Below are 14,494 nucleotides of genomic sequence, written 5' to 3'. Positions count from 1 at the left end.
CTTAGTTTCGAAGTTTGGTACTATGTTTTTGGCGGAACGCTGTTGTTTGCTAAAAAACTAAAAATTGTCGCCATTGTCACTGTTTTACTACTAATGGGCCCTTATATAATTATGTTCTTACCGCTTTGGGCGTTAGGAGCGTTACTGTATCTTGCGAAAGACAGGTTCGTCCCCTCGAGACTTTTCGCTGCAATGCTATTTTGCATTACGTTTGTACTTTTCATAGCTATAAAAATAAATCACCTCGACAACACTGTGGACGTTTATAATATTGCACTGCTTGGCTCACTGAATAACTATCTTCCAGCCAAGCAATTTTTGGGTGACTATCTTCTTGCGATAATCGCTACACTCAATTTCTTTGCTGCATACCACCTAAACATCCCGTTCAACAGAATAGCAACGAATATTGTCAAAACAGTAGCGGGATTTTCATTCAGTATTTACATGTTTCATACACCATTGTTTTTGCTTTTGGAAAATACAATATTTATTAATGCGCATAATTATTTCGCATTTTGTTCCGCCATTCTGATAACGCTTTCAATCTGCTATGTGCTCTCATCGTTTACTGAGAAAAAGTAGAATGCCGTTAGCAATTTACTTTATAAAGTTTTAAGCTACAGAAAAAATGATCTAAGCTGACCTATTCTATTTACACGCTACTTCGAGTTTAAATAGGCGAAAAATTGCTCGGGATCTTTTTTTAATTGTAATTCTATTTCCGTCACTATTCTTGTATTCTTTTCTATTAAAGATGCTTCGGTTCGTCTCTTGAAAAGAGCGTAGAGCCGCCACAAAACCGGCAGTTTCTCTAACCCCCTTAGTGCTTTCAATCCGGTTGAATCGTTCACTTCCTTAGCAAACAATGGACTTCTTGAACCTGCACCTAGGTGAAATACGACATTACCGTATATTCCAGCCATTATGTAGTGTAAATCTCGCTCGTTTGAACGCGCTAGCTGCGCCCACGTTTTATTTCCCTTCCATAAAACGTGACCAAGCCCTATACCACTATCGGGCCTTTGCCCTGTCCCATCAATAAACGTCTTACCCGTTGTTTCGATGTTTTCTGGATAAAATTCAAAAGGATTATTTTTTACAAAGTCAGCGAGCACAACACAGCCGCTGGGATGGGGTAAAAACTTGTCCCCGTTCTCAAGACGGTGCACAGCGCATACACCATTGTTTTGAGCGGCAGAATTGTACATCTTCTCCATCCAATTCTTAGAGATGGGAAAGCTGTCTACGTCTAGCGTGTAAATTGCCTCGACACCATCATTAATGGCGTAGTTCATTAGCTGCGTTAGTGCCATGCTGTGCTGTTTACTGGGGTGGTCATTCTCTGCACTGACCTCACAAAGTGTGATATCACTCGACTGTTCCAACACGCTGAGAACTCTTTGTGAACCTTTAATGAATGCAGCATAGATTTTATAGTCTTCACTGCATTTTCTGATTTGCGCTAACTGAAGGTCAAACACCCACTCCATATCCATAGGGACATAATAAACACATAGAATTGCGCTTTTCACAACTATCACTCCTACCCGTTGGTGAAAATTATTGCCGTCATCCCAGAATATCGGGGCAGCATCTTATCTTCGTCTTACAAGATCTAAAGCTTCGAAAATGTATTGTTTTGAGAAGATGTAAAGTAACCCAATGTAAATCGCAGCGCCGGTAATAACCTGGATTACCAATAATAAAATGGGGGGCATATCTGAAAACATGTAACCGATAGTCAAGCAACTACCGGCCATCGCGGCACCTACCACATGGGGGTACGAAATTTCTCTTAGATAATTGTTGAAACTTATATCAATAGCGCTACACGCTCTTTTTGTCGCAAGTAGAAAACTGACTAAAAATGCTATAAACCAAGATGATGCAAGCCCTAGAGCACCGGAATGTGCACCAATGAAAAAGCTAGGAATAAGTATAATCGCGTAAATAAGAGTATTCGACAGCGTGACATCCACACGATTAATTGCTTTAAGCAAAGGCCCAAAGAGTTGCTCGAGACACTTTAATGGCATGGTAATGCAGTAAACTGCTATCAGAATAGCTGCAGGCTCCCACTTCTCGCCAAATACAACAGGGACAAGCGTTGAGGCGACAGCACCTATCCCCCAAAATATAGGAACGAAAATAAGCGCACTAATACGCTGGGTCTTCAAGAAATAGCGCTCCAGCGAACTTAGATCGTTTTGTATTTTTGAGTAGACTGGTAGAGCGACTTGACGCAACATCGGTAACACTTTCGCCGCCGGCATCATCGCAAGGACAACAGCGAACTGATAGAAACCGAGTTCGGCCGTAGTGAGAAAGAGTCCAGCTATTGCCACATCAACATTGAAAACGGTATAGCCAATAGCCGCTTGCGTGGCTGATTTCCATGCAAAGCTTACTATTTCTTTGATTTTTTGCGTAAACCTTGAAGGCCAAATCCATTTTGGGTTGCGCAAAGCATAGCCAGTTTGCTTAACGAATTCTGATACCAAAACCCCGATAACAAGCGACCAATATCCCCAGCCTTTCCAAGCTAAAAATACCGTAGTCAATGCCCCAACAGATTCTGATAAAGCATCAACAATAGCGAGCTTTTTGAACTGCATATCTCTATTCAAAATAGTGCTAGGAACAAAGCCTATAAGTGAGATTAAAAATGTGCACGAGGTAACTCTGATAACGTCGGCTAAACGGGGGTCGTTATATGCTTGAGCGAGCGGTTCAGCTATCGATTGCAGTAGGAGAAAAAAGAGAGAGTGCGCGATAATAGAAAGCGTGAAGAACTCGCCTACCAACTTATCATCAATTTTCTTTGTTCGTATTAGCGCAGAGGCAATACCACCATTACTGAAGGACCAAAGCAATGCTAAAAAGAAGCTAGATAACGCCATTACAGCGTAATCTTCAGGATACAAAAAGCGTAACGTGAAAATCGTCGTTAGCCATCTTACAGATTGACCTATAGCTTTACCAAAAGCGACCCATTTTAGGGAGTGAAGTACGGTTTCTCTCATTGCACCTTCTCGGTTGAAAAATACGTTTAGCTCAAACTAGATGAACGAACTCATTCTTGAGTCATGACATTCAAAGTAACAAATAAAAATTACACGAAGATGCTTCAACCTTATTTCACTTAGCCAGATACAACTGTATGATATCGCGATTATTCTTTCATATTGATGCATATGAGTACATCAATTTATAATGAGTGAGACTTTTTAAATGCAAAATGGAAAGGCAAGGTATACGTATCTTGTTGGGGCTGCAAAGTCGGGAACTACAAAACTTGCGGATCTTCTTGATTTACACCCCGATGTGTCGCTCGCTAAAGGAAAAGAGCCTGATACTTTCGCAAATCAAGAAGTAAACGAAAGTACCCTGCAACAATACGATTTATTATTTGATAGTATATCCTCGGTTAGAATTGATGCGTCTACATCGTATACCGAAACATCGGATACTGTAGACATTGCTAATCGACTCTTTAGTGTTGATCCATCTGCTAAGATTATTTATTTAGTAAGAGATCCTGCAAAACGTGCTTGGTCGTCGTATTGGCACTATATTAGAAACGGCGTAGAGAGAGGTAAGCCTTTGGAGGCGATTTCATCCCCCACCTCACCTCATTTTAATGGCTCGTGTTACTATCAGCAACTAAGCGCAATAGCGGAAGTATTTCCTAAAACGCAGATTCGAGTTATGTTCTTTGAAGATTTTGTGAAGAATACTGATGACGTGTTTCAACAATTGCTCACTTTTCTCTCACTTCCCCCTGTTAAAATGCAGCACGGTGAAACAGAAAAAACTAAAAATAAATCTTACCAGTGGCGGGGAGCTGCTAGCGTGTTAAAACATGTTAATCCCACGCATATACAAAGAGTCACTAAGTTTCTAAAAAGAGTTTTGCCAGGCCAAGTTGTCGCCAATATTAAGAACTCTGCTACAAAGCCTGTACCCTCATTAGATGAGAAAACTTACGATCAATTAAACATGCTTTTCGAGGAAGACTTTTGTAAATTGCAAAGTGAATTTGCTGACTGTTTCCTATTCAGTCAACGTTGGAAAAATAGGTCTAGTACATCGAATTTTACTGATAGAAATTAAGTACTGAGATGCGTACTTACTTAAATCAAGTAAACGTAGAGGAAGCCAAAGATCAAGGTTTTTTGTAAAAATTACAGCCAATGCACTCTGTTAACTTAGCAATTCAAGATAGCGATAAAATTGATAAGTATTTTAATATGTTGCGCGGTATAATTATTGACCCGGATCACGCTTGGCACATTACCATAGGCGATAATGTAACCTTGGCTCCAAATGTTCATATTCTCGCTCATGACGCCAGTACAAAACACGAATTAGGGTATACACGCTTAGCAAAGGTATCCATTGGAAATAAGGTATTTATCGGGGCAGGAAATATCGTATTACCAGGTGTTACGATAGGTGATAGGGTCATTATTGGTGCTGGCAGTGTTGTAAGCTCCGACGTGCCGTCGAATAGCGTTTTCGGAGGCGTGCCCGCTCGCCACATTTGCTCTTATGATGCGTATATTGAAAAAAGGCGTGCGGAAATGGAAAACTCTCCCATTTTCGGTTCTGAATATACCGTGGAAAATAATATTCCTTCTCACCTTAAAGCGTCTATGAATAATGACATGGAGAAAGGCGTAGGTTACGTTGTCTAGTTCAACCCAATGTCACCAACATATTCTTCGGGGTTGGGACGATTTGAATTGAGAATATCTTTTGATAATTGTAAAGGCTCGATATTACGGTTTTGCTCTATTTCAACTAAACTTTGATCGGCTTTGCTGCTGCGCTCTAGCGTAGTTAGCAGAGTAACAGATTGATTAATTGTATTACCAATAACAGAAATTTTAGCCTTACCGTGTACCCAGTCCGTACTGTTCAACTCATCCTGCACTAGAGTGATAGGTGCTACCTCTCCTGTATACGCTACAGAATTATTTAGTACGTTTAATTCATCAAGACCCTGAAAAGTTCTAATAAGCGGAAAAGAGAAGCCCGAACCAATTATAAATAAATTATTTTTAAACGATACGCTTCCTCTGGATGGTCCCTTACCGTCGCCGCCAACTCTGCTTCCCAAGCCGTATTGATTGTGAATAAGGAAATTATTTTGCACAACGTATTCTTGCCCCGTAAAGTCGTAGTGCCCATCATAACCAATTAACTCAAGTACATAACGGGCCTGATTATCGCTGCCAGCTTCTATCCAGTTATTATGGATGAGGCTTTTTTCGTATCTGGACTTTACGTTGTTTCCTTGATTATCGTGTATAAAATTATGTGCTAAAACTAGCTGTGCTTTAGGAAAAGTATGGGGGTCGCTCGCCACATAAATAGGGTGCCCCCACTTTTTACCCGCTTCTCTCCCACCGCTTTGAGTAATCTCCGAGTGAGTAACCGTCAAACTGCCAGCATTATAGTCCGTTCCCATCACTCCGATATGGCACCCTTTTATCAGTACTTGCCTTAAAACCGTACTGTGAGACTCATTTCGGAAACATACTGCAGCATCTTTAATTACAATGTTTTCAATTACCCAGAAATGAGATGAACGTAAACCAACGGCCCAGCCAAAACGGGGCACCCCACCACTTATGATCGGACGCTCATTTGCGCTTTCTGCATTCGAAGTCAGGGTAATTGGATATTTTTTACTTCCAGAAACAAATTTAATTTCAAATGGCTCAAAAGTTTCAGATTTATTTAGTACGATTGTATCACCACCGCGTACTTTCGGAAGAACTTGAGATACTTGAGTAAAGCGTTTGTCTGAACCTACATACCACGTGGTAGGGAGTGTATTACTGCTATCAGTTTGAACTTGCCAGGCAATTCGTAAAACGTCTCGTCGCATAGTTTTATCAGTTTCAAAAAACTCAAGACGAGTTACCTTGTGGTCATTGGGTTTTGCGGGTGCTACAAGCTTTATACGCAGCATATCATTATCGAATATTTGTAACGTCTTGTCTGTTATAAAAGGACCACCGTTGACAGATAAATCGTAATGCTTAGGCGTTATTTCAAGAGGTTTAGTGCCAATACCTATGAGTTTAATGCAGGCATCTAGTGTATCACCTGGTGGAACCGATAGTGATGCTGGCATCGCTGCATAGTGTCTTACCCCCCATTGGTACACTGAAACATTTTTTTCTATACAGTCACTTTCTGAGGCTATGGTGCAATGAGCGCTTAATAGCGCTAAGAAAAAGAGTATTGTAGTGTAAAAACGTTGCATAAAGAGCCTCGTAAATTTTAACCGCTATTTCGTTATCCTAAAATAACAGAGCTGAATTATTTACCATGAATAACTTTATATTCTTCATGTTTGATACCGAAGAAGCCAGCAACAGAACCAGCCGCAGAACAAAATCTAAACAGGCCGTCTACTAACTTTGTTTTGTTCAGTGTAACGATGCCCTGTACGAAACTCAAAAGGCTTCGCCCCAATCTGACCACGGTCATGAAGGTAACACGAACTAGCGCTTTGACATACGTTTCTTCAAAAAGGTGAGATCGCGTATATCCTATGCCGGAACGAAACCCCCTTCTGCAAAACCACTTAATCGTTGCTCGGCTCTTAGGAAACTCTTCGTGTACAGGAGCCTCTGTATAAACGCAACGAAACCCAAGGTGATTACACCTTAATGCAAAGTGATAATCACTGGCTCCCGTCATGGCAAAACGCTTATCAAAACAGGGAACTGTAGCTTCGAGAACGTTTTTTGAAAGCAGTAAGTTATTGGTATAAAACACTGGTACTTGCTCGCCTTCACTGTAAGGATTTTTTCCGTAAATGAGGTTAACAGCCCAATCAGGGGTGCCACTCTCTCCAACTGAAACAACCCGACTGGTCACAATATCGCAGTTATATCGCTCAGATGCTTCGAGCAACGTGTTAATCCAATTATCTTGCTCTAACCACTCGTCGTCATCTATAAACGCTAAAAAGTCAGCATCTAATGACTGACATAGGGAAACGCATTTATTTCTTGCAAACACTATCCCCGGCTCAGGCTCGATATCGTAAAGAAGGTTAATTGATGCATTTGAAACTTTTTTTGATTCAACCACTTTTCGGGTTTTGTCGTCATTTGCATTATCAACGACGGCAATTGTGATTTTTGTTTCCTCTCGCACTTTTTGTTTGAGTAGACTATCGAGGAGTCGAGACAGCCATTCAGGCCTTCTACAAGTTATAACCCCCACAACGACGTGTCTCATCACTTTTTCCCTCTAATCAACTCTTCTACTTTCTTAATTGGCCAACTGCATTTCCACCAAAACGAATTGTATGCATCGACGAATAATTTCCTATAAAACACTTCTTCCTTTTTTACTGCTAATAAGTGTTCTTTTAATACGCTGGATAGACTAGATTGATAACTCAAGTAATCATTTCTAATTTTATCTATTTCTGCTTCATCTAATTTATCCTTCGATAGCTGTTCATAAAGTGACTGCGCCATCACAGCAAGCGGAGTTTCTAAAGTAGGCTCAGTGCGTTGATTTCGCATCTTTTTATCTACGAAAGACAACGGTGATGCAGCGTTATCAAAAGGTTTATCGATTAATGCAGCAATGTTTTTGGCCACGGATTCCGGAGATGATAGGAGCTTGTCGTAATGAACAATCAATCGAGGTGCATGCATTGAGTGATAGTACCCACTCAAAGTGTAATTCATCCACAACATTAGGGACTTTTCCAAAGAAAAATCATCTCGCTTTTTGAGTGAACCGAATACCTCGAAAGGAGATCTCAGCATCAATATATAATGAGGTAATACCTTTTCGTTTTCTTCAAGCACCTTTTTCCAAAAAGGAAGCAACAAGGTAGTTCTGGGATCTTTCATTCCCCAAAAAGCTTGATTATCGTAATCGTCCTTAAGCAAAGAGTGAGCTTTTTCTATAAAGAAAGACTCCTTGCCGATAGAATAATCGCAAATGTCCGCTATAGGATTATCCCAAGAAGATGCTAATTCATCTAACATGAGATCGTTAAGCGCTACCAATTCCGCATTTTCAAAGAAGCCTTTTTCATTTACCCCTTTCTGTGCTGCGAATAAAGTTTTGCCCATAAAAATACCCAGTTCATCAAGTAAACCAGAAAGCGCGGATGTTCCGCTTCTGTGCATACCTATAACGATAAGTGCTTTATTTTGCATTCTATTGGACTCGATTTTTGGTTTGTTTCAATTTAATTAGTAGGTTAGAAGGCATCACCGATAATAATGACGCTGCAACTAGGCTTTCTAAATGCCAAGGCTTTACTTTCCAAGCAGATAAGAAGCAGCTTGCCGATAATTGTGGTGAATTTCTATATAAAAAATTATTAGCGTAATGCTTGTAAGCATTGTATTTAGCGGTTTTACAGAGTGACTTTTCTCGTGGAGTTAGGTCTTCTATAGATCCTATCTTTTCAATACAGGAGAGGTCAGCGATTAACATCTTTTTATTATCTAAAGAATAGTTTTCCCCATGAATAAAGTAAATTGCTAATGGAGTTTTAGCAACGGCAAGTTTTGATATCCTTGCTACCTTGAGCCAAAGGTGCCTATCGTCTACACCGTGCAGTTCACGGCTTTCATCCAACCCATTCACCTGATTTAACACTGTCCTTCGGACCATAGCAGTACAACAAGAGACAAAATTTCTATTCAAGAGCGCTTCAAAACACTCCCCTTCAAACTCAGGGGATGAGCATTCTCGTTTGCCGTGCTTATCAATCTCCACCCAGCTATAAACCAACCCTACATCGGGGTCGCTGAAAAGTGGAATTTGTTTTTCAAGCTTTTGGGGAAGCCATTGATCATCTTGGTCGCAAAAGCCAATGACTTCGCCAGTTGCTCGTGCAATACCGAAATTTCGAGCAGACGCTACGCCACCATTTTGCTTTTTAAAGTATTTAACGCGATGGTCGTCAAGATATTTCTTAATAAGTTCATGAGACTTATCAGTAGACCCATCATCAATAAGGAGCAGTTCAAAATTATCGTAGGTTTGAGACAATATACTTTCAATTGTTTTGGTAAGTGTCTTTGCGCCATTGTAGACAGCCACGATTACACTTGCTTTTACGCTGCTCACTTCTTACTCCTTAAGGGCTAAAGCCTCATCAAAAATATTATTATTAGATATAAACCTATCAAGCTCATTAAACTAAGGGCAAAAGTTTGGACAATGGTTTTTGAAGTAAGCGATAGATTTAAATCGGGGTATTGCCTTGATACGCGGATAAAACACGCAGAAGTCATAGCTGCAAAGATGTAAAAAAAGATTACGTAACTTCTACTTATAAAGAAAGCCGTACTACAAAACCCAATAAGTGAAACTTGTAAAAATATAGCGAGCGATATTTCACGGGACAGTTTAGGATCTTTGGCGTGTTCCGTTTTCTTAAGATTTATGACTCTAAGTAACATGACCATGCACAGAAGAATAAAAGTCATCCACAACATGTAGCCTACGACTCCCAATTCAGCCATCACAGTGACAAATGAGTTGTGGGCAACTTTGTAGTGATATTCCAGAAAACGTTCCTTTCCAAATCCAAACAGTGGCCTGTGGAGCAACATTTGAATGCCCTCATACCATGCCGTCAGACGTTGCATGGCGCTTTCATCGTCTTTGCTTATTGTTCTGAATGAACTCATAACGATAATTACGCCTGGTACTGAAAGACTTGCTAGCACCAAAGATTTTACGCGACCGAACCTAAGATAGAAAAATGAAAATAGAACAGCCATTACCCCCACTAGCGAACCTCGACTCCCTGTCCAGTAAATCCCCATCATTAATATTCCTGCGACTGCCAGCCACATAATTTTCATGAGAAAACGCTGAGAATTTACCATGAAGAAAATTGCGATGGGTATGTTCATAACTAAGAACATGCCCATATCATTAGGATCATTGAAGACCCCAATGTAACGTGCTTGTGCCATTTGAGTTGGCCCGTCATTCCGGTAAATAACGGTTTCAGCCCAACCTTCTCCAAAGGGCGAAGATATCTGCACGTAGGCGTGCTGAGACATAATCACGCAAGCAACTAGAGAAATAAATAGAATGACTTTTTGTCGGCCGAAGGATGTGAGAAAGCCTAAGAAGAGAATGAAGGGGATAATATTCGCATTGATCCAGTCGATAACATATCCAAGGTCATTAAAATAACGTGACGCTCTGACTTCTGAAAGAAACATTGAAAAGAACATCAATATCAAAATAGTGCATTGAACGTTCCATGCCTTTGGCCTCAATGAAACTAAATAAGTAAAAAAGGTAATTATTAGGACTATTCTAAGCAGTGGAAATTGTACATTGAGTACGGGCCACTCGTGTGGTCTTATAAGAACTAACGCGGTATAGACACAAAGTAAGAAAAAGCCGAACTTAGCGTCAGATGTAGATGAACTTGCGCCAAACGACGCATTTTTCTGGGTAACTCCAACCATTAGAAAACTAAGCGCCTTTTTATGTTTCTGGCAATAACCTTAAATTTAGCTAACACCCAGGTAAGCTTATGTTTATGTATTTCTACTTCATAAACAGGCTCGGAACTCGATGCTAAACTCTGTTTATAGGTCTCATTAAATGATGAAGACATAAAGTCATAATGAGAAAGCAACTGTTCTCTAGCCTTTTGGGCCTGTGCGCTATGCAACAACTTACCGGGAGATACGTTAGGCTTTTTGTCTTCGTCGAAACCACTTTGGTAAAAAATAACGGTATTGTTTGAGCGTATGCCATAATTTACTGCGATAACTTCACTTCCTTGCTCCAAATACAGCATAGACAAGTTACCCGTACTCAATAGCTTACGAGCAATATTACGGTGAAATTCTCGAAAAACATGAGCATCGAATATCGCTTTATAACCTCTACTTAACCACCTTTTTCTATTAAGGGTGATTAGAGCATCAAATACTCGCTCAAGGTCGTCTTCAGTTGTTACTTGGCAAATACGCATCCCTGCCCGAAGCGCAGCATTCTGAAGCCTTTTCGTTTTTCGTATAAGCTTTTCTGCGCCATCAGGAATATCGACAAGATAGCGCATTCTAACAGGACTAAATGTTGTGGGAACATCACCTCTTTGCACTGCACTCAATATCAATGCATTCGGGCTCACATTACTTAACCGAATGGAAGTTAATCTTTCTTTTCTCATTATCGATTGAATGACCGACATAGGTTCACTCAGATCAACTGCTGAAGAGCGTATCAGAAAGTCCTGTGCTTCACTGCAGGTCTCAATGTCTGTTGGTTCATAGCTACCTATAAAGCAAGCGGTTTTTAAATTACTTTTACTTATATAAAGTGGTAATACGCAAACAAGAGCTTCAGCATCCCAACTAGTAAAAATGAGCAGCTTTTCGATATGTTCTCTGTAAAATTCAGCCCATGTCGATACCCAATCAAAGCTATTAAATGCGCTTTTAAACTGGGCGTTGCGCTCCAACTCTATCCAAGAGGAGCGAATGGCTTTCATTTCATGAATATTATTTATTATTCGTGTGCTTATCACACTTTTCACTGCAGCGCTCTTTCGATATTACTCAGGTTACAACTAGAATCGCAAGGTACTATTATCCATTGAATACTTGATGACATATCGCCGGATAGCGCATTTTTAAGTCGGGATTTCTTTAGACTAAATAGCGACTTGTAAAAACCGGATGATGTGCCATATCGATAAGCAATCAAAAAACGCTTCGTTTTTTGGTCACTGATTTCCCGAGCATTCCATTTGTCAGTATCAAGATTTCGAACAGTGTGAAACCCTTCGGGCATAGGGCTATTCAGATAATAAGATGCTTTATCATCTAAGTGCTCACCGTCGAACTCAAAATTTACGAGTTCAATATCTTCTATTGTCGCACTGCAAACTCTCGCATAGTTATATATTCTGGGCTCTATGGTTAGGGTCGCCGCCGAACAATCCTCATTCGGCACACCTTTTGCAACCATCAAGGCAACGCTAGAGGATAGCACTAAACTAAGCCCACATGCGGTGAACAGCGCACTGCGCGATAAAGGCGAATTTAATTCGCGTTTACTGGTTATTCCACTCTTTCCTGCCACATGCTCCCTATCTTCAAGTTTTCTACCTATATAAAATTGGAAAATAGCGACAGGAATGTATATGTACCAACCAAAGTTATTATGATCCGTCATCAAACTACTTTGCATTTCGGTTTCATGGCCTATCACAATAAGCGCAACTATCCTTAGCCAATTCGTTACGAGCGCACCAGCTAAAGCAACAGAGGTGAATATCAATGCAGAGCGTAACGTTTTTAAATACAAAAAAACATACAAGCTACTGATTGCTGCAGAAACGATCACATACCTTAATCCGCTACAACCTTCTGCTATTTCAAAGATTCCTGCCGGAATAGTAACAAACTCGTTCTCTACATAAACAGGAATATTGGTTAACCCCATTAGCGCGGTAACGACATAGACCGATAAGCTTTGTAACGGGATTGCTAATGCTCCCCAAAAGGGAAAAATGAAAACAAGAAAGGCAAAGGGAAATAAAGTTGAAACGTTGAATCTAAAAATGCAAAAAGCAAGTGAGATCAAAGTCGCTAACGATGCAGCCCAATAAAGCAAGCTTATCTGCGACCAAGTAGTAAGCACTAGTCCCATGCCTGATATCGCTAAAAGGCCAAGCCAAGGCAAGCTAAGTCGCTCGCGGAAGATCACTCGTTTTTCTTGTTCAAGTATATAGAAAAGGTAAACGATGATAAAAGGAACAAGATAAGCGTGAGAGTAAGTCCCATCATCGAAACTATATTCCCAAAGCGATACCATTATTGGATAGTTGGCTAAACACCACAGCACGGTGATAGACAATAAAACCAAAAAAAACTTGTGAACCTTCAAATCCATTGCGACTTCTCCCTGCAAGCTCGACTACCGCTATCTTCCCTTTCCAAACAAAACTACTTCAACCGTCCTGATAAGAATAAGAATATCTAAAAGTAAACTTTGATGCTTTACATAGTACAAGTCGAATTTAAGTTTCTCCATAGAATCTTCGACGCTTGCACCATAAGGGTAGTTAAGCTGAGCCCATCCTGCTAAGCCTGGCTTCACATTGTGTCGTTGGTTGTAATAAGGAACTTCTCTGACAAGCTGTTCGACGAATTGAGGGCGCTCTGGACGCGGCCCTATAAATGACATTTCACCTTTAAAAACGTTGAGCAGTTGAGGTAATTCATCCACACGATATTTACGAATGAAGTGACCTATTCTCGTAACTCTGTCGTCGTTTTTACTCGCCCACTTAGCGCCATCTTTTTCAGCGTCAGGACGCATACTTCTAAATTTAAGTATTTTAAAAAGCTGTCCATTCAAACCTACTCGTTCCTGTTTGTAGAGAACCGAAACACCAGTTCGTCTACCATCATCGAGATAAATAATAATAGCGGTGGCCAGCATTATAGGCCATACGAAAAAGAGGATTATAAAGGCTAAGATAGCATTTACGGTGTAATCTAGAGCATCGCGTAAGTAGTTTTGGCTCTTAAAGCCATTAGAGTAAATCACCCAGCTCGGATACATAAGGTTAACTACTATCTGCCCGGTTTCACGTTCCATGAAGTCAAGGAGCTCAGTAACCTCTATTCCTCGAAGTCTGCAATCGAATAATACTTCAACGGGCAAAGTACCACGCCGCTGGTCGCATGCTATAACTATTTCTTCGATGTCGTTGTCCGCGATGAACTGCTGGAAATTTTCATCAACTTTGACATGAATAATTTTTTCTTTGTGTATACCGTCTTCTCGATTATCGCCTGGTATTGGTATAAAACCGACCAATTCAAATCCAATACGGTCGACGTCACGGCGCATTCTTTTTTCTATAATAGATGCACGTTCACCCGCTCCTAGCACTATGATCCTAACTTTACCAAGACCGAGTAATCCCAAACGGTTTGTGAAATATCTGAATACAACGAGTGTTATAATGATCGCGCACACTGAAGCGGGTAGGAAATAGCTATCCATCAGCAAGTGGTCAAACAAAACACGACTGACAACTTCGACTAAGAAATAACTTAATCCTACGCTGACAAAGATTCGACGTATTATTCCTCTAAATGTCTCGCGAAGTTTTGCCTCATAAAGGCCGACAGACAGGGAACACAGCAGGATAGATACTGTCAGCAACCCAGTATTAACCAACAATTTTTCGACAGGAACTTCTGAAGATAGCCCAACTTGCGTCAATATAAAGTGGGTAATATACCCAATGTACGCGATTAGTAATGCTTCCGTTATAACTAAAATATTGGAGCGTTTATTTTGATTTCGCTTATTTACTGCCACCCCTGGCCTCCCAAAACTACTTTATAATCTCCATCATAAATGGATTTATTCTAATAGACTAGAATTGTTGTTGGCATTATAGTGTCAATTCCCGTAGGGTAAACAAAAAAGCACGCCA

Annotated in this window: 12 protein-coding genes; 2 read left to right on the top strand and 10 right to left on the bottom strand. The window is 40.4% G+C overall.

The window, feature by feature from the left end; all coding sequences use genetic code 11:
- Positions 1–662: 662 nt before the first annotated feature.
- Together ACYTPF_RS07040 and ACYTPF_RS07035 are read right to left on the bottom strand one after the other, a co-directional pair.
- Positions 663–1,535, bottom strand: coding sequence for a hypothetical protein (locus ACYTPF_RS07040; RefSeq protein WP_461851702.1), 873 nt, complete (start codon positions 1,533–1,535; stop codon positions 663–665).
- Between the two features lie 63 nt (positions 1,536–1,598).
- Positions 1,599–3,026, bottom strand: coding sequence for a lipopolysaccharide biosynthesis protein (locus ACYTPF_RS07035; protein WP_461851701.1), 1,428 nt, complete (start codon positions 3,024–3,026; stop codon positions 1,599–1,601).
- Positions 3,027–3,234: 208 nt separating this feature from the next.
- Here ACYTPF_RS07035 and ACYTPF_RS07030 point away from each other — a divergent pair, with 208 nt between their 5' ends.
- Positions 3,235–4,116, top strand: a complete 882-nt coding sequence (locus tag ACYTPF_RS07030; RefSeq protein ID WP_461851700.1) for a sulfotransferase family protein — start codon at positions 3,235–3,237, stop codon at positions 4,114–4,116.
- Positions 4,117–4,196: 80 nt separating this feature from the next.
- Positions 4,197–4,700, top strand: a complete 504-nt coding sequence (locus ACYTPF_RS07025) for an acyltransferase (RefSeq protein WP_461851699.1) — start codon at positions 4,197–4,199, stop codon at positions 4,698–4,700.
- Here the strand turns inward: ACYTPF_RS07025 and ACYTPF_RS07020 are convergent.
- Genes ACYTPF_RS07020 through ACYTPF_RS06985 form a run of 8 tightly spaced genes read right to left on the bottom strand, consistent with a single transcriptional unit; the run spans position 4,697 to position 14,376 of the window.
- Positions 4,697–6,280 (bottom strand): hypothetical protein, encoded by a 1,584-nt coding sequence (locus ACYTPF_RS07020; protein ID WP_461851698.1) that lies wholly within the window; start codon positions 6,278–6,280, stop codon positions 4,697–4,699. The genes ACYTPF_RS07025 and ACYTPF_RS07020 overlap by 4 nt on opposite strands.
- 56 nt (positions 6,281–6,336) lie before the next feature.
- Entirely contained in the window at positions 6,337–7,266 is a 930-nt protein-coding gene (locus tag ACYTPF_RS07015) for a glycosyltransferase family 2 protein (RefSeq protein ID WP_461851697.1), read from the bottom strand.
- Complete coding sequence (locus ACYTPF_RS07010; RefSeq protein ID WP_461851696.1) at positions 7,266–8,207, bottom strand: sulfotransferase family protein; 942 nt, start codon at positions 8,205–8,207, stop codon at positions 7,266–7,268. Before ACYTPF_RS07010 ends, ACYTPF_RS07015 begins: the two co-directional genes overlap by 1 nt.
- A gap of 1 nt (position 8,208) precedes the next feature.
- The gene (locus tag ACYTPF_RS07005; RefSeq protein ID WP_461851695.1) at positions 8,209–9,129 is read right to left on the bottom strand and encodes a glycosyltransferase family 2 protein; all 921 of its coding nucleotides are present in this window, start codon (positions 9,127–9,129) and stop codon (positions 8,209–8,211) included.
- Positions 9,130–9,146: 17 nt separating this feature from the next.
- The gene (locus tag ACYTPF_RS07000; protein WP_461851694.1) at positions 9,147–10,493 is read right to left on the bottom strand and encodes an O-antigen ligase family protein; all 1,347 of its coding nucleotides are present in this window, start codon (positions 10,491–10,493) and stop codon (positions 9,147–9,149) included.
- Positions 10,493–11,572, bottom strand: coding sequence for a GNAT family N-acetyltransferase (locus tag ACYTPF_RS06995; RefSeq protein WP_461851693.1), 1,080 nt, complete (start codon positions 11,570–11,572; stop codon positions 10,493–10,495). The genes ACYTPF_RS07000 and ACYTPF_RS06995 overlap by 1 nt, the downstream gene beginning before the upstream one ends.
- A complete protein-coding gene (xrt, locus tag ACYTPF_RS06990; protein ID WP_461851692.1) occupies positions 11,569–12,933 on the bottom strand; it encodes an exosortase in 1,365 nt (454 codons plus the stop codon). Before xrt ends, ACYTPF_RS06995 begins: the two co-directional genes overlap by 4 nt.
- A 30-nt stretch (positions 12,934–12,963) precedes the next feature.
- Positions 12,964–14,376, bottom strand: coding sequence for a TIGR03013 family XrtA/PEP-CTERM system glycosyltransferase (locus ACYTPF_RS06985; protein ID WP_179984111.1), 1,413 nt, complete (start codon positions 14,374–14,376; stop codon positions 12,964–12,966).
- Positions 14,377–14,494: the final 118 nt, after the last annotated feature.

Source organism: Alteromonas sp. HB246098, assembly GCF_054890645.1.
Note: the sequence above shows the minus strand (reverse complement) of the source record. Positions and strands in the feature narration are given on the sequence as shown.